Below are 21,969 nucleotides of genomic sequence, written 5' to 3' on the forward strand. Positions count from 1 at the left end.
AGGACGTGGGCGGTCCGGCCGCCCCCCGACGGAGGGCCGCCCAGGGGCGTTACGCTCGGCTCATGCTCCGTTCCGTCATCCTCGCCGCCTCCCGGTCATCCCAGGTCGAGCGGCTCATCGCGACGGCCCCGTTCACCCGGGACGTCGTCCGCCGGTTCGTCGCCGGCGCCGGCACCGACGACGCGTTGCGCGCCACCCGCGAACTCGTCGCCGACGGCCTCGCGGTCACCATCGACAACCTCGGCGAGGACACCGTCACTCCCGAACAGGCCAGCGCCGTCCGCGACGAGTACCTCAAGCTGCTGCGGCTGCTCTCCGCCGCCGGGCTCACCCCGCCGGCCGAGGTCAGCGTGAAGCTCTCCGCCCTGGGCCAGAAGTTCGACGAGCAGATGGCGTACGACAACGCCCGGGCGATCTGCGCGGCGGCCGACGAGGCCGGCACCATGGTCACCCTGGACATGGAGGACCACACCACCACCGACTCGACCCTGGACGTGCTGGCCAAGCTGCGCAAGGACTTCCCGTCGACGGGCGCGGTGCTCCAGGCGTACCTGCGGCGTACCGAGTCGGACTGCCGTGAGCTGGCCACCGCCGGGTCCCGGGTGCGCCTGTGCAAGGGCGCCTACAAGGAGCCGGAGTCGGTGGCCTACCAGTCCGCCCGCGAGGTGGACAAGTCCTACGTGCGCTGCCTGAACGTGCTGATGGCCGGCGACGGCTACCCGATGCTGGCCACCCACGACCCGCGCCTGATCGCCATCGGCGAGGACCGGGCCCGCTGGTTCGACCGCGGCCCGGAGCGCTTCGAGTTCCAGATGCTCTACGGCATCCGGCCGGAGGAGCAGACCCGCCTGGTCGGCGAGGGCTACACCGTGCGCACCTACCTGCCGTACGGCGAGGACTGGTACGGCTACCTCATGCGCCGCCTGGCCGAGCGCCCCGCCAACCTGGCCTTCTTCGGCCGCGCCCTGCTCTCCAAGAAGTAATCCGACGAACTGGCCCCGAACGGGCCGGTGGGACGCTGTCCCGCCGGCCCGTTCGTCGTTCACGTGGAAGCCTTGACGGCGTTGGCTAACCACATTAGCTTCGGGGCTATGACGATTAGCCGGGTGGAGCGGGACGGTGGCACCATCGCCTACGAGGTCAGTGGTGAGGGGCCGCTGGTGGTCCTCTCGCACGGCATGGGGGAGAACCGACGTTCCTTCCGCCACCTGGTGCCGCTGCTGGTCGCAGCCGGTTACCGGGTCGCGTCGGTGGACGTCCGGGGGCACGGCGCGTCCAGCGCCGGCTGGCCCTCGTACGCCCCCGCCGAGGTCGGCGCCGACCTGCTGGCCGTGGTCCGTACCCTCGGCGGCCCGGCCACCCTGGTCGGCAGCTCGTCCAGCGCCGCGGCCGTGGTCCTCGCCGCCGGCGACGCGCCCGAGCTGGTCAACGGCATCGTGCAGATCGGCGCGTTCGTCGCCCAGCCCAGGCCCAACCCGGCGATGCGGCTCGCCCAGGCGGCCGTGCTGCGCAGTCCCCGGCTGTTCGGCATGTTCCACCGGACGCTCTTTCCCTGCGGCCGGCCCGCCGACGACGCCGCGTACCGCAAGGAGCTGGTCGCCGGCCTGCGCGGCCGGATGGCGGCGGTCCGCGGCGTGATCGCGCCGGTCGACCCGCACTGGACGGCTCGGGCGACCGACTTGCGGCAGCCGGTGCTGGTGCTGATGGGCGCGAAGGATCCCGACTTCGCCGACCCGGGCGCCGAGGCGCGCGCCGCCCGCCGCCTCTTCGCCACCGCCGAGGCCCGCATGATCGCCGACTCCGGCCACTACCCGCACGCCGACCAGCCCGAGGCCACCGCGGCACAGCTGGTCGAGTTCCTGGCGGTGACCACCCGTGCCTAGGGCCGGGCTCACCCCGCAGACCGTGGTGCGCGAGGCGGCCCGGCTCGCCGACGAGGTCGGCTACGAGCGGCTCACCCTTGCCGCGCTGGCCGGCCGGCTCGGCGTCGCCCTGCCCAGCCTCTACAAGCACGTCCGGGGAGTCGACGCCCTGACCCAGCGGCTCGCCGCGCTGGCCACCGCCGAACTCGCCACCGAGCTGACCACCGCCGCGGCCGGCCGGGCCGGCGGCGACGCGCTGCGCGCCGTCGCCGCCGCCTACCGCGACTACGCCCGGCGGCATCCGGGCCGCTACCCGGCCACCCAACGGGTACCCGACCCCGCCGACCCCGAGCACGTCGCGGCCGGGGACCGCGCCGTCGGCGCGATCTACGCGATCCTGCGGGGGTACGGCCTCACCGGCGACGCGGCGGTGGACGCCACCCGGGCGCTGCGCAGCGCCCTGCACGGCTTCCTGACCCTGGAGGCGGCCGGCGGGTTCGGGCTGCCCCGGGACGTCGACTCCTCGTTCGACCAGCTGGTGTCCGCCCTCGACATCGCGTTCCGGTCCTGGCCCGAGCCGGGGAGATCCCGGTGAAGGCCGCGCTGCTGGCGGTCGCCCTCCTGGTGGAGGTGGCGATGCTGGCCGCCGCCGCGTGGTGGGGCGCCACCCTCGACGCCGGACCGGCCGTACGGCTGCTGGCCGGGGTCGGCGCGCCGCTGCTGATCGCGGTGGTCTGGGGGACCTGCTGCTCACCGAAGGCGCGGGTGCCGCTCAGCCCGGCCGCGAAGTACGCCGTGCAGGCGGCCTGCTTCCTGGTCGCCGGCCTGCTGCTGGTCCTGGCCGGCCACCCGCTCCTGGCGCTGGGCCTGCTCGTCGTCTGGGCGGTCGACCGCGCGATGCTGACCCGCGCCGGTCACCCCGCCTGAGCCACCCGCGCCACCGGCACCGTTTGCTGTCCCGGCGGCTGGGGCTCGGCCTGCGGGCGCTCGATCCGGCTGCCCCTCATTGGGGTCGGTGTGCCGGGCGCTCGATCCGCGTGCCTCCGGTGGTGCGGCCGGTGTGCCGGGCGTTCCGGCCCGGGCCTCGGCTGCTCCGGCCCGCTCTGCCTGATGCTCGATCACGGTGCCTCCGGCCGTGCGCCCTGAGGCTGCCTTCGAGTCGGCCCGCTGCCCCCGGCTGGTCGCTTCGGCGCCTTTAGAGCTGATGTCGTAGACGAATCAGCCAGCGTCCCGCGCCCGACCGCTGACAACCGGCACCCGCGCCGGCACCCCCGCCGACACCCCCGCCGGCATCCGCGCCGGCATCCGCGCCGGCATCCGCGCCGGCATCCGCGCCGGCATCCGCGCCGGCATCCGCGCCGGCACCTGCGCCGGCATCCGCGTCGTCACACGGCGCCGACCGCACCCGCGCCGTTCGGCACCCCGAGCCTGGCTTGGCGGCCCGCCCCTGCCTCGGCGACCTGCTCCTGTGCTCGGCGGCGTGTTCCTCCGCGGTTCACCGTCAACCGTTGCTGACGCTGATTCGTTGACGACATCAGCTCTAAAGGACGCCGGCTCCACACGTGACCGTCGGCGTGGGCCGTGCCGGCGTCACCTTCGACGCGCGGGTGGCGCTGGCCGGGATCGCCCGATCGGTCGTACCCTTCGCCGGTGACCGACCCGGTGGACCCGCCGCGCCCGCGCCCGCGGTGGCCGCGCCGGACGGCGCTCGCGCTGGTCCTCGCGGCGCTGAGCGGTGGCCTCCCGGTGGTGTTGGGGGCCGACGCGACGCGCCCGCCGACGCGGAACGCAGCCGGCGCGGAGGAGCCGGCGGTGTCGGCCGCCCGGCGGCTCGGCGAGCGGATCGCCGCCCAGCTCGACCGGCAGTCCCGCGCCCTCCGCGACGGCGATCGGGCCGGCTTCCTCGCGATCGCCGAGCCGGCGGCCCGGGCCGGCCTCACCCGCCGCTTCGCCGCGCTGCGGGCGCTGCGAGTCACCGTGTGGCGGGCCGAGCCGGACGGCCGACCCACCCCCGACCCGCAACGCCCGGGCCAGTGGCGGCAGCCCGTCACCCTCCGCTACTGCCTGGTCGTGCCGGACTGCACGCCCAGCCCCGTGCCGGTCGTCACCCGCTGGCGGGAGGTTGGCGACACGCCGGTGCTGGTCGCCGTCGAGGAGTCCCGCTACGGGCGGACCGGCGCCCGGCCCTGGGAGGTCAGCGAGCTGGCCGTCGCGGTCGGCGAACGGACCATCGTTGCCACCACTCTGGCGCTGCGCGGGAAACTGCCCGGCCTGCTCGCCGAGGCCGAGGCGGCGGCGCGGGTCGCCGACCGGTACGCGATCGCCGGCACGCCCCCCGTCCGCTACCGGATCTTCTACGCCGGCCGCGCCGAGTGGAAGCGCTGGTACGGCGGCGGACGTCCGGCATGGACGGCCGGATACGCGGTCAGCATCGGCGGCGGCCACCACGAGGTGGTGCTCAACGCCGAGACGCTGCGGCCCACCGGCGTCGGTGAGCTGCTGCGCCACGAGCTGACCCACGCCGCCTCCCTACCCGCGCGCGGACATTCCGCCCGGGACACCTGGTGGCTGATGGAGGGGCTCGCCGAGTACGCCGGCGCGGACGGCGCACCCGTCCTCCGCTACGAGGGGCTCGACCAGGTCCGCCGGCTGGCCGGCGCGGATTGGAACGGCCGGCTGGACAGCCTGGCTCCGGCCGACGACGCCCCCGCGGACCGGGTCGGCGGCAGCTACGGCGTCGGCTACCTCGCCGTCCACCACCTCGTCGACCGGTACGGCGAGCAGCCGGTCCTCGACTTCTTCCGGGCCGTGGTGCACCGGCGCGTCCCGGTCGACCGCGCCGCCGAGCAGGTGTTCGGTGAGCGCTGGACGACGCTGCACGACGACTGCGTCAGGTACGCCCGGGCCGTCGCTTCCTGAGCCCCGGCAGATACGCACCGTCCCGCGCCGACCGGGGGTCGACGCGGGACGGGCTTTGCGAGCGGGTGCGGATCAGAGCCGCTCACCCACGGTCACGGTCGGATCAGGGAATCTCCGTCCAGGTGCCGTAGGCCGTGCCGGCGGACGGCTGGGCGGCGGTCCAGATCCGGTTGTCGGCACTCCGGGCGACCAGCGTGAGCAGGCTGCTGCCGTTCAACGCCGGCGTCGGGTCGCTGCCGAAACCGACCGTGGGGGTCCCGGTGCCCATGACACCCCAGGCGCCGAAGGCGCCGCCGACGGTGGACTGACCGGAGCCCCAGATCCTGCCGTCGGTGGCCCGGCCGTAGAGCACGATCCGGTCGCTGGAGGTCAGCAGCGGAGCCGGGTCGCCCACGAACGTGGGTTGCCCCGTACCGATGACGAACCAGGCGCCGAACGGCCCGCCGACGGTGGACTGGCCGGCGCCCCAGAACTTGCCGTCCGCCCCGCGGGCGTAGAGCACGAACCGACCGCTCGGGGTGAGCAGCCCGACCGGGTCACCGACGAAGCCGCCGGTGGGGCCGCCCGTGCCGATGTCCTGCCAGGTGCCGAACGCGGTACCGGGCGAGGGCTGGCCCACGCCGTGGATCCTGTTGTCGGTGCCCCGGATGTACATCACGATGGCGCCGGAGCCGTTCATCATGACGTGCGGCCGGGAGGCCACCCCGGCCCCGCCCACGCCGATCCGCACCCAGTTGCCGAACGCCGCGCCCACGGCCGTCTGGGACACGCCCCACACCCAACCGTCGGCCGCCCGGGCGTAGATCGCGATCGTGTCCGCACTGGACAGCACGACGCTCGGATCGCTGATGAAGCCGGCGGCGGGCTGGCCCGTGCCCACGAGCTTCCAGTCGGCGAACGGTGAGCCGACCGCCGGCTGACCCACCCCGTACATCTGGTTGTCGATGCCCCGGGCGTAGACGACGATCGTGCCGTTGGCCGCCTTCAACGCCGTCGGGCTGCCGATGAAGCCGCTCCGGTTGCCGATCCGAACCCAGTTGCCGAAGGCGCCACCCACGGTGCCCTGGCCGCTGCCCCAGATCCAGCCGTCCGCGCCGCGCCGGTAGGCGAGCAGGGTGCCGGTGGCCGACTTGACCACCGCCACGTCGCCGCTGGCGGCCGTGTCCGCGTCGATGGTCCAGACCCGGTTCCAGGTCTGCGCGTAGGCGAGCTCACCCTTGAACCAGCCGCCGTGACTGCTGGCGGCCGTCCGGTGGCTGCCCATCCGGAAGGCGCCGGTGGCGCTCCACCCGGTGGTGTGGGTGGCGCGTCCGGCGTTGACGCCGCTGACGTACAGGGTCATCGCCCCGCTCGACCTGGTGAAGCTGGCCATGACGTGCGTCCAGACCCCCGGTCGGGCCGTGCCGGGAGCGCTGACCGCCGTGTCGTACGTCGGGCTGGTGGCGTCGGTGCGCGGCATGGCGAACCGCCACGACTTGTCACCGGCGTCGGTCCAGAGTTTGAAACCCGCGGTGTTGGTGCCGTCCTGGGACAGCACCGTCCCGCCGAGTACGGTCGGCTTGACCCAGGCGGAGACGGTGAAGTCGGCGTTGGTGTCGATCGCCGACGAGGCGGTGTACAGGGCGCCGCTGGTGCCGTCGAAGACGACGTCCGGGTCGAAGGCGTCCCCGGTGCTCCAGGTGACACCGGCGTTGCCGGTGGCGTTCAGGGTGCCGACCGTGTCCTTGGCGGTGGTCACGGCGCCGCTGGTGCCGTCGTTGAGCTGCCAGGCGTGGGTGGAGGTGACCAGGGTCTGCGCGGGCTGCGCGGTGATCGTGCCGGCGCCACCGGTCAGGCCGGTGACGTGCCACGCCTTCGTCACTCCGCCCGCCGCGACGGTCCACAGGTCCGCGGTGCCGTCACTGTTGATGTCGGCGGCCCGCAGCGCGAGGTCCGCGCCGGGGTTCCAGCTCGTGGAGAGCTGGTACGGCGTGTAGGTGAGCTGGTCGACACCGTCGAAGGCGAGCCCCGTCCAGAGGTGCAGGGCCCCGGTCGTACGGTTCCACAGGAACATCGCGGTGCCCCCGGCCAGCTGGGCCGTGGTGATCGTCCAGTTCTCCCAGTCGGTGCCGCCGGTCGGGGTCGCCCGGTTGATCCGGAGGGGATTGCCGTAGAGACCGGTGGCGAAGAAGTTCGAGTAGTACGTCAGATGGTGGCCCACGGTGGCATCGCCGCTGACGCCGATCAGCTCCGGGTAACCGGTACCCGCCCCGCTGCTGTTCCCGGCGTTCGCCAGCTGTACCGGCACGGTCCCGTCCGAGTCCGTGAGCAGGTCCCGGGAGAGGCTGAACTGGTTGCCGCTGAGCTGGGCCTGGATGACCGACCCGTCGCCGTTGGCGCGGAGGATGCCGCCGGTCCCGGCGTTGGCGCCGGTGGGGTAGTAGACGAGGACGTCCTGGAGCCCGGTGCCGGTGAAGTGGCCGGTGGCGATCTGCGCGCCGGTGAAGTCGGTCGGCGAGTTGAGGCCCGTCACCCCGTTGCCGCGGGCACCGATGTTGGTGCCGGCCACGGCGCTGTGCTCACTGCCGCCCGGGGCGAGCCACAGCCCGGGTGGGAGTCCGCGGGTGGCGCCGACCGTCACCAGGTCCGGCGCGTCGTCGCCGTTGAGGTCGCCGTCCGGTGCGGTGGCCGCCGGGTTGGAGTTGAAGGTGACGCTGGCGCTGTCGCCGATGTTCCCGCCGGCGGAGACGCTGGTGACGGTCAGCGTGTTGGTGAAACGGGTGGGGACGACGGTGATCGTGGCGGCACCGTTCGTGGCGGTCACGTCGACGGGCGGGCCCGCGTTGAGCTGGTAGACGTACCCGCTCGGGTCGGTGCCGCTCGCCTTGGTCACGTCGATGCTGAACGGTTCGCCGATCGTGGTGGAGCCGTCCGCCGGGTCCGGCACCCCGGGCGCTCCGGGGCGGGTTGGGTCGAAGGTGAACGAGCACGGCTCCGACCAGTCGCCGGTGGCGCCGAAGTCGGTGGCCTGGACCTTCCAGGAGAAGCTCGTCGGCTGGCCGCCGTTGGTGGCGGTGACGCCGGCCGCCGTGCGGAGGGTGCCGACCGGTACGACGAGGACCGCGGTGGAGCCGGAGGAGTAGGTCAGCAGGCTCGGGTTGGACGAGGCGAGCGGCGTCTGCGTGGTGTCGGAGGACTTCCACAGCTTGAAGCTGACGCCGAGGGTGCCGCCGTTGGGGTCCGAGACCGGGGCGTAGAGCGAGACGGAGGCGTCGCCCACGACGGTGCCGCCCGCGCAGGCCGTCCTCGGGGAGGTGGTCAGGCCGGTCGGCTTGTTCGGCTTGTGGTTGTAGAGGATCGTCAGCGTCGGGCTGGTCTCCAGGAACTCCTTCCAGCTCTGGGTGTCGCTGGCCTCGTTGGCGGCGATCATCCGCAGGGTGCGGGTGGGCTTCTTTGCGGTGACGTCGGCCTTGATCTGGTTGGTGACGTCGAAGGAGACGGCGGCGGCGTCGCAGCCGCTGTAGCCGTGGGCGAAGCTCTTGGAGGCGGCCAGGGGTCCGTTGCTCTGGGTCTCCCAGTAGTTCCAGGTGGCGTTGCCGGAGGTGAGCACGGTGCTGGGGGCGTAGACGTTGACGGTCTTGTCGGTGCAGCTCCACGACCGGGTGTTGGTGATCTTGAAGGTGGCCGAGTTGATCGTCGCTCCGGTCAGGGTGCTGTGGGGGACCGGGAAGTTGATCAGGGTGTTGGAGCGTTGGCTGCCGGAGTTGCCGACCTGCATGCGTCCGATGAGGTCGGGGGTGTTCTTCCAGTAGTTGGTGGACTGGTGCTGGTAGGAGATGGTGGCCCAGCCGGACATCTTCGGGCCGACCGGCGTCCAGGTGAACGTCGGGTCGATGAAGACCGGGTAGACGGTCCTGGTGTCGTCCAGCAGCTTCCGGTCCGGGGTCAGGTGGAGCTTGCCCGCGGCGATCCGCACTCCGATCGGGGCCGTCTTCGCCGCCTGCCCCGGTGCGGCGCTGGTCGACGCCGCGCCACGGGCCGCCGGACCTGCCGTGGCGGTGCCGGTGGAGTCCCACATGACCGGAGCCGGAGCGGTGATCACCGTCTCACCGTGGGCGTCCCGGCCGGTGATGTTGCCGGCCGCGTCGGCGGTGAGGCTGATGTTCCGGGCGGTGGTGGCCAGGTCGAGGCGGGCCAGCTTCGGGTTGGCCGCCGCGGCGCGGTTCTTGACCACGAAGACGTGCGAGAACGAGCCCTCACCGGTGACCCGCACGGTGAGGTCCACCCCGGGCAGCACCTCGGCGTAGGTGGCGGTGGGCCCGGACAGGGTGGGCTTCGGGAGGGCCAGCGGTGCGGTGAACGACAGGGCCCGGCTGCCGCTGGTCATCTCGGCCAGTGGCCCGGTGCCGCCGGGCGAGAGCCGGATCGGGCTGGTGGTGACGGCGGCGGTGATGCTGCCGTCGGCGTGCCGGACCAGGGTGGGGTCGAGGTCCTTCCACCGGCCGTCGACCCGGGTGCGGGTCGGCACGGCCGACTGGGTCAGCTCGACCACCCCGTCCGGGCGGGCGGTGACCGTGGCGCTGGGGGTGCCGGCAGCCGTCGCCTCGACCGGCCTGCCGGTACGGCGGGCCTGCGTCATGGCCTGGTCCACCCCGAGCGGGGTGGCGGCCGGCGCGGCGGCCGGGGAGGCGGGCGCGGCGGCGACGGGCGCACCGGCGACGGCGGCGGCGACGGTGCTCAGTAGCAGGCCGGCCGCCGTGGCGGACGCGACCAGGCGACTGGAACCTGGGAATGGCCTTATGGACATCGAGAGGTGACTCCCTAGGACGCGGCCGCGCGGTGCGGCCTTTCGTGGACGACTGGCCCGCCGGTCGGCACGCGCGCCGGCGGGATGAACGGGATACGGGAGCTGAGATGGACGACGGCGGGCCGGACCCGCAGGCCCGACCCGCCGTCGTCAGGTCACCAACCCGAGGCGAGTTGGCTTCGGGCGGCCAGCATTCCGTCCGCCGCCCCCGGATACATCCAGAGGATGCCGGTCGAGTTCTCCCGGGCGATGACGTCCGGCCTGCCGTCCCGGTTGAAGTCGGTCAGGCCGAAGGAGGTGTAGCCGCCCCAGCCGATACCGACCTGCTTGATGTGCGCCGCACCGCCCGGGAAGTCGTACAGCCGCAGGATGCCGGTGCTCGTCTGCCGTCCGTACATGTCCGGCGTGGCGTCCCCGACGACGTTGGCGACGCCGAAGGAGATGTAGTCGGTGCCCCAGCCGTCGCCGATGTCGATCCGGGTCGACTTGCCGCCCTTCAGGTCACCCGGGTAGACCCACAGGTCGTTGGTCGTACCCGCGGTGAGGACGTCCTGGAATCCGTCCCGGTTGTAGTCGGCCACCCCGTACGGGCGGAAGCTGCACCACTGGGCGCCCAGGAAGGTGGGCGTCGGGCTCAGGTCGTCGGCGGTGCCGAGGAAGACCTGGAGATTGCAGGACGTGTTGTCCCGGACGACGAGGTCCTGGTAGCCGTCGTGGTCCATGTCCGCGATCCCGAACGACGTGAACTGGTCCCAGCCGGGCGACATGAGGCGCGCTGTCCCGCTCAGTTGGTCCTTCGGAAGTGGCGAAGTCATCGAGGGGGGCTGCCTGCGGTACTTCCACAGGTTGCCGTCGGTGTCGGTGGCGTAGATGTCGGTCTGCGCCGTGCCGGTACCCGGCGGCGTCCAGGTGGTCGCCCCGAACGGAGTCAGTGCGCCGACCTTCGCGGTGTTGGTCGCCCCGACCTGGGCCGGGGTGAGCGCCCGCTTCCACACCTGGAGGTTGCTGAGCATGCCGGCGTAGTGAGCGGTCGGGACCCCCTGGTAGAGGTACCGGCCCACCACGAACTTGCCGGTGCTCGGCCAGGTCGGCGTCGCGGTGTACACGGTGCTGCCCTTGTGCACGCCGTTCACGTAGAGCGAGATCGTCCGGGTCTCGGCGTTGTACGTCGCCATCAGGTGCGTCCAGACTCCCAGCGCCGTCCCGGCCGGCGTCACCACCTGGGTGTACGACCACCCGCTGTCGGCGTTGCCCAGTCCGAAGCGCCAGGTGTTGTCGCTCGCGTTGTTCCAGAGCAGGAAGCGCGACGCGTTCGCGCCGTCCTCGCTGGCGATGACCCCACCTGCGGCGGTCGGCTTGGCCCAGACCGAGATGCTGAACGACTTGGTCGTGTCGATCAAGCGTTCGTTGACGGTGAGCGCCGTCTTCTTGGTGAGGTCGACCACGGTCCCGCTGTCGTCCGTGTTCATGACGACGGCCGGGCTGAAGAGATCACCGTCGCGCCAGATCGCGTTCGATCCTTCGGTGCCCGCCGGATGCACCTCCACGCCGAGCGACTTCCCGCCGGAGAGGTCCGTGGCGGTGGTCACCGCTCCGCTCTCCTGGTCGTCGAACTGCCAGGTGTGGTCCGAGGTGATCAGCGTCTGCTTCGGCTGGACGGTGATGGTGGCGCTGCCCGCCTGGAGGTTGGTCACCAGCCAGGTGGTGGTGAGCGCGCCGGCGCCGACGGTCCACAGGTCCGCGATGCCGTCGCCGTTGCTGTCCCCTGCCCGCAGGGACAGGGAGGCGCCGGTGTTCCACCCCGAGGCGGCGAGGGTACGGGCCGTGTAGCTCACCTGCCCGGTGTTCTCGTCGTAGCGCAGGTCGGTCCAGAGGTGCAGGGCCCCGGTGGTGCGGTTCCACAGGAACACGGCGTTGCCGGTGCTCGTCGGAGCGGCGGTGATGGTCCAGTTGTTCCAGTCGGTGCCCCCGGTCGGGGTGAGCGCGCCGGTCGAGGCCGTCCCGTAGTAGCCGGCGGTGGTCGGATTGGTGAAGTAGTAGGTCAGCTGGTAGCCGTTCGTGGCGTCGCCGCTGGTGCCGACCAGGTCGGGGAAGACCCATCCCGAGCCACGACTGTCGCCGACGTTGGCCAGCTGGATGGGGGAATTGTTGTTCTGGTCCCACAGTGACTGCGGATCGATGTTGACCTGGACGCTGTGCTCCGGCATCAGGACCGAGCCGTCACCGTTGCCGGCGATGACCCCGCCACCACCGGCGTTGTCGCCGGCGGGGTAGTAGACCAGCACATCCTGGAAGCTGCCCCCGGTGAACCGGCCCGTGAGCACCTGGGCGCCGTTAAAGTCGGCGGGGGAGTTGTTGCCCGTGACGCCGTTGCCCCGGGCACCCATGTTGCTGATGGCAGGGTTGAGGCCCGCCTCGCCGTTGTTCTCGGCCAGCCAGAGCCCGGGCCCCAGGTTGTTGGTCGAACCGACGGTCAGCAGATCCGCCCTGCCGTCACCGGTCAGGTCCCCCTCCGGGGCGGGCGTGGGCGGCGGATTGGAGTTGAAGGGGAGAACGTCCGTCTCACCGAAGTTCTTCCCGGCGGCGGTCACGCTGGTGACCGCGATCATGTTGGTGAAGCGGGTCGGCGTGACGGTGATGCTCGCGTTGCCGTTGCTGTCGGCCGTGACGGGCACCGGCGGCGCCGCGTTCAGCTGGTAGGCGTAGCTGGTGGGGGTGGTCCCGCTCGCCGGAGGCGTGATCGTGAAGGTGGCCGGTTGGCCGATCGTCATCTGACTGGTGGGCGGGACGATCTTCGGCGGGCCGGCGCGCGTGGCGTCGAAGGTGAACCTGCAGGTGGCCGACCAGTTGCTGGCGGTGCGGAAGTCCGTGACCTGGACCTTCCAGGCGAAGGTCGTCTTCACGCCGTTGCTGACGTCTGGGACGACGCCCGCTGCCTTGGCGAGCGTCTCCCGGGGCACGATGTAGACCGCGGTGCTACCCGAGGAGTCCGTCAGCGAGTTCGGGTCCGTGGAGGCAATCGGGGTCTGGGCAGGGTCGTCCTTCCAGACCTTGAAGGTGACCCCGAGGGTGCCCCTGTTGGGATCGGAGACCGGGGCGTAGAGCGAGACCGCGGTGTCGCCGACGATCGTGGGGGTGGCCGCGGCGCAGGACGTCGTCGGCGAGGTGGTCATCCCCGTCGGGGTGTTGGGCTTGTGGTTGTAGCGGATGGTCAGCGTCGGGCTGGTCTCGAGGAACTCCTTCCAGCTCTGGGTGTCGCTGGCCTCGTTGGCGGCGACCATCCAGAGGGTTCGGGTGTCCTTCTTGTTGGTGACGTCGGTCCTGATCTGGCTGCTGACGTCGAAGGAGACGGCGGCGGCGTCGCAGCCGCTGTAGCCGTAGGCGAAGCTCTTGGAGGCGGCCAGCGGGCCCTTGCTCTGTGACTCCCAGTAGTTCCAGGTGGCGTTGCTGGAGGTCAGGGTCGTGCCGGGGGCGTAGACGTTGACGGTCTTGTCGGTGCAGTTCCACGACTTCGTGTTGGTGATCTTGAAGAACGCGTCGTAGATCTCCGCCCCGGTTAGGGTGCCGTGGGGGACCGGAAAGTTGATCAGGGTGTTGGAGCGTTGGAGGCCGGAGTTGCCGACCTGCATCCGGCCGATGAGGTCGGGGGTGTTCTTCCAGTAGTTGGTCGACTGGTGCTGGAAGGAGATGGTCGCCCAGGCAGACATCTTCTGGCCGATCGGCGTCCAGGTGAACGTCGGGTCGATGTAGACCGGGTAGACGGTCCTCGCGTCGTCCAACATGCCCCGGTCGGGAGTGAGGCGGAGCTTGCCGGCCGCGATCTTGACGCCGATGGCGGCGGTCCGGGCGCCGCGGCCGGGGGCGGCGGGGCTGGACGTGGCGGCCCGGCTGGTGGGGCCGGCCTGGCTGGTGGCAATGGCGGCGGAGTCCCACATGGCGGGGGCCGGCGCGGCGAGCACAGTGCGGCCGGTGCGGTCGCGTCCGCTGATGTTGCCGGCCGGGTCGGCGGCCAGGTTGACGTTCCTGGCGGTGGTGGCCAGGTCCAGGGTGCTGAGCCTTGGGTTGGCGGCGGCGGTGCGGTTCTTGACCACGAAGACGTGGGAGAAGGCGCCCTCGCCGGTGACCCGCACGGTGAGGTCGACGCCGGGTAGCACGTCGGCGTAGGTGGCGGTGGGTCCGTCGAGGGTCGGCGCGGGTAGGGCCAGTGGTGCGGTGACGGACAGGGCTCGATCACCGCTGGTCATCTCGGCCAGGGGGCCGGTGCCGCCGGCGGAGACGCGGATCGGGTTGGTGGTGACGGCGGCGGTGATGCTGCCGTCGGCCTGCCGGACCAGGGTCGGGTCGAGGTCCTTCCACCGGCCGTCGACCCGGGTGCGGGTGGGTACGGCGGACTGGGTCAGCTCGACGGTGCCGTCGGGGCGGGCGGTGTACGTCGAGGTCGAGGTGCCGGCCGCGGTCGCCTCGACCGGCTTGCCGGTGCGCTTCGCCTGCGCCATGGCCTGGTCGACGCTGAGCGCGCCACCGGCCGGCTTCGGGGCCGGCTTCGTCGCCGGCGCGGCGGCGGCCGGCGAGATGGTCAGGGACGTGGCCGCGGTGGCCAGGAAGAGGCTGGCGGCGACGCCGGTCGCGACAGCTCTGCTCCCTCTCGTCCGATCTGGAGGGCCGTTTCTGGGCATGAAGAGGTGCCTCCCCCGTGTGGCTGTCTACGGGCCCGCGTCGCGAGTCCGGTGAGCGGCCACAGTGAAACAGTTGATATGGCTTCCGGGGAACGCCTTTCGTCACTGCAAGTTGTCCCGTTCGGACTCTCTGCGACCGATCTGGACAGTGTGATCTTCATCTATCGTTATCTTTCCGTGACCTTGATCGATCGAAGACATGAAACATTGTTCGCGCCACGGGGGTGCGCGACTGAACACTCTGCGTGGCTTTCCTGGTATCTCGCAGAGGTGAGGTTCGGATGGTCGAGCACGGGGGCTTACGCCTGTTGACTCGTCCCAGACGTCTGGTCGCGGTAACCGTGGCCACGTCACTGGTGGCGAGCTTGTTGTCGGGATCGCCCGCGATGGCGAAACCGGTGGACGACGCGCAGCCGAAGCTGCCCGCCGTCTCGCCGGGCCGGTCGGTGAAGGGCGTGAAGCCCCTTCCAACCAGATTCAAGGCTCCGCCGGACCAGGCGAAGACCACCTACAAATCGACCCGCACGACGTGGCCGAAGTCCACGTCCGTACGGGTGGAAGTGGGTACGTCCGGGCCCACGGCCGGGGGTCGGGTGGCAGCTCCGGCGAAGGTGCGCGCGGCGGGCACCCCCGTGTGGGCGCAGCCGGTGGCGGCGAAGGCCGGCCGGCCGGCGGGACCGCGAAGCCTGGACGTGCAGGTCGCCGATCGGAAGGCGGCGGAGGCGGCCGGCGTGGACGGCGTACTCCTGTCGGTCACGCCGGACGTCGCCTCGGGTGCCGTGCGGGTCGGCGTCGACTACGCCGACTTCGCCGAGGCGTACGGCGGCAACTACGGTGCCCGGCTGCGGCTGGTGCAGCTGCCGGCGTGTGCACTCACCACGCCGACCCTCGACGCGTGCCGCGCTCCGAAGCCGCTGCGGTCGACCAACGACGCTACGGCGAGCACCGTGTCGGCCGAGGTCACGCTGGCGCCAACCGCCTCCGGGGCGCGGACGACCAGCACGACGGTGGCGCTCGCGGCGGTCGCCACCGCCGGTGAGGAGGGCGGCAGGGGCGGCACCTATGCCGCCACCGACCTGATGCCCTCCGGCTCCTGGAGCGCGGGCAGCAGCACGGGTTCCTTCTCGTACTCCTACCCGGTGACGGTGCCGCCGAGCCGGTCGAAGCTCGCCCCCCAGGTCGCCCTGGCTTACGACTCGGGTGGCGTCGACGGGCAGACCTCTTCGACAAACGCGCAGGCGTCCTGGGTTGGCGACGGCTGGACCACCCCGAAGTCGTACGTCGAGCAGACCTTCGTCTCGTGCAAGGACGACCCGGGCGGCAGCCCTTCCCCGGTCAAGACCTACGACCGCTGCTACACCGGCCCGATCCTGACCATCGCGCTGAACGGATCGTCCAGCTCGCTGATCTGGGACTCCGGCAAGAGCGTGTGGAAGCTCCAGAACGACACCGGAGCCGTGGTCACCAAGGTGACCAACTCGGGTAACGGCAGCGGCACGTACAACACCGACTACTGGCGGGTCACGGAGCGCGACGGCACGACCTACGAGTTCGGTCGCAACCGCCTGCCGGGCTGGACCACGGGCAAGCCGGAGACCAAATCAGTCGACCACACCCCGGTCTACTCGCCGCACTCGGGCGACCCCTGCTACAACTCGGCCGGGTTCTCCTCCTCGGTCTGCACGATGGCGTACCGGTGGAACCTCGACTACGTCAAGGACGTCCACGGCAACGCGATGGCCTACTACTACAACCAGGCCACCAACTACTACGGCCGTAACCAGGGCGCCACCGACGTCTCCTACGTCCGGGACAGCTACCTGGCCCGAATCGACTACGGCTTCCGGGACAACGGCGCCTACGGAACCGTGCCGAACCGGATCGTCTTCAACACCGGCGACCGCTGCCTGGCGGCCACCTGCCAGCCGCTGAATTCCACCACCAAGGCCAACTGGCCGGACGTGCCGTTCGACCTGGTCTGCAACTCCGGCACCGACTGCCAGTCGTGGAGTCCGTCGTTCTTCTCCACCGTGCGGCTGACCTCCATCGAGACCCAGCAGTACGACACGACGACCTCCACCCACAAGCCGGTGGACCGATACACCCTGGCCCACACGATGCCGGCGACCGGGGACGGCACCTCGCCGACGCTCTGGCTGTCGTCGATCACCCGTAGCGGGCACGACACCACCTCCGGTGGCTCCACCGCCGCCATCACGCTGCCCTCGGTGTCGTTCAGCGGCATCAAGCTGGCCAACCGGGTCGACGTCACCGGCGGCCTGCCGTCGTTCTACCGGCAGCGCATCTCGGCGATCACCACCGAGACCGGGTCCGTCGTCTCGCCCAGCTACGAGCTGCCGCAACCGTGTACCGCTCCGGTCACGGTCACCCCGGCGTCGAACACGAAGTCCTGTTACCCGACCTACTGGACTCCGGACGGGTACACCAACCAGACCCTGGACTGGTTCAACAAGTACGCCGTCACCCGGGTCACCGCCACCGACCCGACCGGCGGCGCCCCGGCCACCTCCACCAGCTACGAGTACGTGGGGGGTGCCGCCTGGCACTACGACGACAACGAGGTGGTCAAGGCCAAGTACCGCACCTACGGCCAGTTCCGCGGCTACGGCAAGGTGCGGGTGCGCAACGGCGACGGGGTCAACGATCCCCGCACCCTGGCGGAGACGACCTTCTACCGCGGCATGAGCAGGAACAACAACACCACCGTCGTCAACGTCACCGACTCGGCGGGTGGCGTCCACGAGGACGTCGACCAGCTCGCCGGCCGCGCGCTGGAGACCACCAAATACCTCGGTGACGGCGGCCCGGTGGACAGCTCGACGGTCACCTCGTACTGGGTGTCGGGAGCGACCGCGACCCGCAGCCGCACCGGCCTGCCCGCGCTGACCGCCACGTTCAGCGCCCCGGTGCAGACCTGGCGGCGGCAGGCGGTGACCAGCGGTGCGACCACCACCTGGCGGTACAGCCAGACCGACATGTCGTACGACACATCGACCAGCTCGGCTACCTTCGGTCTGCTCAAGCACACCTACGACCACACGGTGCCGGCGAACGCCGCCTACGACAGGTGCACCACCAAGACGTACGCCCCGGCGAACACCGGCCTGAACCTGGTCGGCCTGACCAGCCAGATCGAGACGGTGTCGGTGGCCTGCGGCGGGTTCACCCAGGGCTCGCCGACGTCGGAGCCGGGCAGCGTGAACACCCTCACCGAACCGGCCACGGTCAACCGCCCCGCGCAGGTCGTCTCGCACATTCGCACCTACTACGACGACCCGACCTTCGCGACCACCTTCCCGCAGGCCGCGCCCACCAAGGGCAACGTCACCATGGTCCGGCAGGCGTCCGACTGGGTCTCCGGCGCGTACGTCCACCACACGACCGACCGGGCCGAGTTCGACGCGTACGGTCGGGCCACCGGTGGCTGGGACGGCAACGGCAACAAGACCACCACCGCCTACACGGACAACGCCGTCGGGCTGACCACCGGCGTGACCGTGACGAACGCGGACGGGCACGTCTCCACCAACACCGTCACGCCGCTGCGCAACCTCACCACCTCCAGCACCGACCCGAACGGCGTGGTGACCCGCACCCAGTTCGACGCGCTCGGCCGCACCACGGCGGTGTGGATGGCCTCCCGGGCCACCAGCACCCCCGCCAACGTCAAGCACACCTACACGGTCTCGAAGACCGGACCGACGGCGACGACGACCGAGACGCTCAACATCAACAACGGCTATCAGAAGTCGACCACCATCTACGACGCGCTGTACCGGGTGCGGCAGACCCAGTCGGTCACTCCGCAGGGCGGCCGGATGGTCACCGACTCGTTCTACGACACCCGCGGCTGGGTGCGGGCGACGTACAACGGCTGGTGGGACGCGGCCACCGACCCGGACACCACGCCGGTCTACGCCGACAGCCTGGTGAAGAAGGCCCTCAACCAGACCTTCAACACCTACGACGGGCTCGGCCGGGTGATTCTGACCGAGGCTGCCCGGGACGGCTTGGTGAAGTCGTCAACTAGGACCGTGTACAACGGCGACCGGACGACGGTCATCCCCCCGGCCGGCGGCACTACCACCGCCGTGCTGACCGACCCGATGGGCCGGGGCGAAAAACAGCTCCAGTACACGACGGCACCGACGCTCAGCAGCCCGGCCAACCCGTTCACCGGCGTCTTCCATCTGACCGGTGGCACGACGGTCGCCACCAGCTACGGCTATGACAGCAACGGCAACCAGTCCACGCTGACCGACGCGGGCGGCAACGCCTGGACCAGCCAGCGCAACCTGCTGGGACAGGTGGTGAGCAAGGACGATCCGGACGGCGGCGTCAGTACGATGCGCTACGACGGTGTCGGCAACGTCGTCGAGTCGACGGACGCTCGCGGCAAGACGGTGTCGTACACCTTCGACAAGCTGAACCGGAAGACCGGCAGCTACGCCGCACCGGCTTCGGCGCAGTCCACGAGCAACCAGCTCGCCACCTGGGTGTACGACAACGACAATGCCGCCGTGGCGTCGATGACCAACCCCATCGGCAAGCTGACCACGGCGACCGCGTTCCGCAACGGCGCCGCCTACGGCACGCAGTGGGTGGGCTTCAACGAGTTCGGCTCCTCCAAGGGGGAGACCATCACCATCCCGGCTGTGGAGGGGTTGCTCGGCAACTCCTACGGCTTCAGCCACAGCTACAACGCCTCAACCGGGAAGCCGATCACCGACACCTACCCGGCTCGGGGGAACCTGCCCGCCGAGACGGTCCTGCACGGCTACGGCGGCGTGCTCGACACGCCGACTAGGACGGGTGGCCTCGCTGTTTACAGCGATTCCACGGAGTACGACGCCTGGGGTCGGGTGATCCGTGGCGTCGTGGGATCGGCCACGAGCCTGGCCTCGATCGTCAACACCTACGACGACCACAACGGTCGGCGTAAGCAGCAGTTGGTGACCAAGACGACCACGACGACCACCAATGTCGACAAGCAGGACTATGAGTACGACCTGTCCGGCAACATCGTCAAGACGGTCGACACGCGCTACGAGCCGGCCACGGTGTCGGAGACGCAGTGCTACCGGTACGACCCGCTGCGGCGCTTGACCAAGGCGTGGACGGCGACCGACGGCTGCGCGGTCACCCCCACGACCGGCAACCGCGCGATGGTCGGTAGCGGAATCGGCGCGACCAGCGCGTACTGGACCGAGTGGGACATCGACTCCCTCGGCAATCGCAAGAGCCAGAAGCAGTACTCGCTGACCGGTGGCACCGACACCACCACCACCTACACCTACGACGGCAACGGCAAGGGGCAGCCGCACACGCTGACCGGCACGACCACCACCGGTGGTCTCACCGGCAGCACCTCCTACGCCTACGACGGCGCGGGCAACATGACCACCCGTCAGGCCGGGCAGGGCACGCAGACCCTGAACTGGGACGACAGCGGCGAGCTCGCATCGGTGACCGGCGGCACGGACGGGAACAGCTCGTTCCTGAACGACGCCGACGGCAACCTGCTCATCCAGAAGGACCCGGGGGTGACCACTCTCTACCTGCCGGGTGAGCAGATCGTGTTGAACACCAGCAACCAGACGCTGAGTGGTACCCGGTACTACGCGCTGCCCAGCGGCGCGATGGCGTACCGCACGGGCAGCGGCAGCGCGTACGGCTTCACCGTGCCGGACCACCAGGGCACGCCGAGCCTCTACCTCAACAACACCGCCCAGCAGCCGACCTGGCGGCAGTACACGCCATACGGGGCGCCGCGAGGTGCCACGGTCTCGGTCCCCGACAACCGGGGCTTTCTCAACCAACCGCTCAACCCGAACACCGGCCTGACCCAGGTCGGCGCCCGCAACTACGACCCCAACATCGGACGCTTCGTCTCGCTCGACCCGCTGCAGGACGTGGCGGATCCGCAACAGTGGAACGGCTACTCGTACGCCAACAACTCCCCGGTCACGATGAGCGACCCGAGTGGCCTCATCCCGAGCGACTGCCTGGAGTTCGACTGCCGCGGGTACGATCCGCGCCCGCTGAAGGAGGGAGACGGTCGAGGCGCCGGCGGATGCCCGGGCGGATGTGGAACCGACGCCAACATCGCCTGGGGCGAGCGTAACGGCAAGAAGAGTACCAAGTCTCGTAAGTGGGACCACCCGCGAAACCTGGGCTACGGCATCATGGTGCCGGAAACGGTGCCGCACGAGGAGTTCATGCGCCGCTGGGCCGCACAGCGGGCCGCGCACTTCGCGGCCAAGAGCCAGGGCAACAACGACGAGCTGATGCGGGTCGACACCCGGGGCCTCGCGATGAACATCTGTCACGAGATGGGTCGACCCGGCGGGTGTGACCAGTGGATCGAGGAACTCTGGTCCGACCACTTCGAGTGGGGTGCAGAGAACCTTCCCGATGATGACCGGCTCATCTCGGGGGTCGGCAACCTAGGCGGTCTGGGCAAGGGCAAGGGCTCGCGGGGCGGGTGCAACTGCGGCTGCAAGAGCTTCAGTGGTGACACCGAGGTGCTGATGGCCGACGGCACCAGCAAGCGACTTGACGAGGTCGAAGTCGGCGACGAGGTGATCGCATCCGACCCGGAGACCGGTGAGCAGGGGCCTCGAACGGTTACGCACGTGTGGGTTCACTACGACGATCTGATTCTGCTCGATCTGGTGGGCGCTGCAGTCACAACCACCGAGGACCACCCCTTCTGGAACCAGACGGACCGGAAGTGGCAGCGGGCAGATGATCTCGACCCGGGTGACCTCGTGTTGTCGCCGGATGGCGGAACGCGGAGTGTTCGGGGTCTCCGTGCGGATTCCAGCTTCAACGACCTGGCCTACAACCTGACGGTGAGCGGGATCCACACCTTCCATGTGTTGGCCGGTGGCACGCCAATCCTGGTGCACAACACTGGGCCGGATGGTTGTGTCCCTGGTGCGCCCGGGCCCTCCTGGAAGAACGACTTCGACAAGCTGCCACAAGGTCGCCAGGGAAGCGTGAGGACGGTCGGCACCGAGGTCGAGCTTCGGGAAGTCTTCAATCAGTGGACTCGCGGCGCTGAACGTCTCCCCGCTCGCGGGCCAAAAGTTCCTGACGTGTTCAAGGGGGCGGACGGCACGGTCATTCAATGGCGAACCGCTTCAAAATCCGGCGGTGCTACGATCGACATTTTCCCGGCGGGTTCGAGGGGTCTCAAGGTTCATGTCCAGGAGTGACGCCAGCATCCGCGAGATTCTGTACGAGGGCCTGGATGACTGGGTGCCGATCGACCAAGTCATCGCCTCTGCCCGCGAGCTGGCCGTCATTGATGGGAGTGACTTTCGGGAGGTTTCCTCCATGCTGATTACACGCTTGATCGAAGAAGGGCTGATGGTCCCCGGCTCGCTCGAGTCGCAGGGTTTCGAGGCGTGGACGGGTTTGCCTCGCGAGCTCGTTGATCGCGTTCTCGCGGACTGTAAGAAGTTGAACTGGGAGCCGTTCGGTGCGGGCTGTTGGCTGGCCAACACCGATTATGGTGACGAGGTCGCGAAGGGCTGAGCTTCGTCGGGCAGGCATGGTGGGCGGGCGAAATGTCCGCCCACCATGTATCCAGGCAACAGTGCTTCGAGCCCCCGATGTCGATAGGCGAGAAGGGTCGCCGCGCTGGTGCTCGAGTGCCAGGCACTGGATGGACTGCATTGTCTCGTCCTCGACCGAGGCT

The 21,969-nt window shown here is 70.4% G+C and carries 9 protein-coding genes; 7 read left to right on the forward strand and 2 right to left on the reverse strand.

Features of this window, described 5'->3' with window-relative positions:
- Positions 1-62 precede the first annotated feature (62 nt).
- The 5 genes from AC5L3Z_RS00495 to AC5L3Z_RS00515 all read left to right on the forward strand — a co-directional run bounded on the left by AC5L3Z_RS00495 (position 63) and on the right by AC5L3Z_RS00515 (position 4,781).
- The gene (locus AC5L3Z_RS00495; protein WP_494838693.1) at positions 63-983 is read left to right on the forward strand and encodes a proline dehydrogenase family protein; all 921 of its coding nucleotides are present in this window, start codon (positions 63-65) and stop codon (positions 981-983) included.
- Positions 984-1,091: 108 nt separating this feature from the next.
- Positions 1,092-1,883, forward strand: coding sequence for an alpha/beta fold hydrolase (locus AC5L3Z_RS00500; protein WP_494838695.1), 792 nt, complete (start codon positions 1,092-1,094; stop codon positions 1,881-1,883).
- Positions 1,876-2,457 carry a TetR/AcrR family transcriptional regulator gene (locus tag AC5L3Z_RS00505; protein ID WP_494838697.1) on the forward strand — a complete coding sequence of 194 codons (582 nt, stop codon included), beginning with the start codon at positions 1,876-1,878 and terminating at the stop codon, positions 2,455-2,457. The genes AC5L3Z_RS00500 and AC5L3Z_RS00505 overlap by 8 nt, the downstream gene beginning before the upstream one ends.
- Entirely contained in the window at positions 2,454-2,789 is a 336-nt protein-coding gene (locus AC5L3Z_RS00510) for a YrdB family protein (RefSeq protein WP_494838698.1), read from the forward strand. The genes AC5L3Z_RS00505 and AC5L3Z_RS00510 overlap by 4 nt, the downstream gene beginning before the upstream one ends.
- Positions 2,790-3,512: 723 nt before the next feature.
- Positions 3,513-4,781: a hypothetical protein gene (locus AC5L3Z_RS00515; RefSeq protein WP_494838699.1), complete on the forward strand. Its 1,269-nt coding sequence runs from the start codon at positions 3,513-3,515 to the stop codon at positions 4,779-4,781.
- A gap of 103 nt (positions 4,782-4,884) precedes the next feature.
- Here the strand turns inward: AC5L3Z_RS00515 and AC5L3Z_RS00520 are convergent, their stop codons facing one another.
- Both AC5L3Z_RS00520 and AC5L3Z_RS00525 read right to left on the reverse strand, forming a co-directional pair.
- The gene (locus tag AC5L3Z_RS00520) at positions 4,885-9,567 is read right to left on the reverse strand and encodes a DUF8189 domain-containing protein (protein WP_494838700.1); all 4,683 of its coding nucleotides are present in this window, start codon (positions 9,565-9,567) and stop codon (positions 4,885-4,887) included.
- A gap of 155 nt (positions 9,568-9,722) precedes the next feature.
- The gene (locus AC5L3Z_RS00525; RefSeq protein ID WP_494838701.1) at positions 9,723-14,243 is read right to left on the reverse strand and encodes a LamG-like jellyroll fold domain-containing protein; all 4,521 of its coding nucleotides are present in this window, start codon (positions 14,241-14,243) and stop codon (positions 9,723-9,725) included.
- 386 nt (positions 14,244-14,629) lie between these two features.
- Here AC5L3Z_RS00525 and AC5L3Z_RS00530 point away from each other — a divergent pair, with 386 nt between their 5' ends.
- On the forward strand, positions 14,630-21,484 hold the full coding sequence (locus AC5L3Z_RS00530; protein ID WP_494838703.1) for an RHS repeat-associated core domain-containing protein: 6,855 nt from the start codon (positions 14,630-14,632) through the stop codon (positions 21,482-21,484).
- Positions 21,471-21,806, forward strand: a complete 336-nt coding sequence (locus AC5L3Z_RS00535) for a hypothetical protein (RefSeq protein ID WP_494838704.1) — start codon at positions 21,471-21,473, stop codon at positions 21,804-21,806. The genes AC5L3Z_RS00530 and AC5L3Z_RS00535 overlap by 14 nt, the downstream gene beginning before the upstream one ends.
- The last annotated feature ends 163 nt before the right edge of the window (positions 21,807-21,969 follow it).

It is taken from the genome of Micromonospora sp. LZ37 (assembly GCF_059359015.1).

Coding starts and splice junctions, on each gene's coding strand:
- AC5L3Z_RS00495 (WP_494838693.1), top strand. CDS start 63: ATGCTCCGTTCCGTCATCCTCGCCGCCTCCCGGTCATCCCAGGTCGAG.
- AC5L3Z_RS00500 (WP_494838695.1), top strand. CDS start 1,092: ATGACGATTAGCCGGGTGGAGCGGGACGGTGGCACCATCGCCTACGAG.
- AC5L3Z_RS00520 (WP_494838700.1), bottom strand. CDS start 9,567: ATGTCCATAAGGCCATTCCCAGGTTCCAGTCGCCTGGTCGCGTCCGCC.
- AC5L3Z_RS00525 (WP_494838701.1), bottom strand. CDS start 14,243: ATGCCCAGAAACGGCCCTCCAGATCGGACGAGAGGGAGCAGAGCTGTC.
- AC5L3Z_RS00530 (WP_494838703.1), top strand. CDS start 14,630: ATGGCGAAACCGGTGGACGACGCGCAGCCGAAGCTGCCCGCCGTCTCG.
- AC5L3Z_RS00535 (WP_494838704.1), top strand. CDS start 21,471: ATGTCCAGGAGTGACGCCAGCATCCGCGAGATTCTGTACGAGGGCCTG.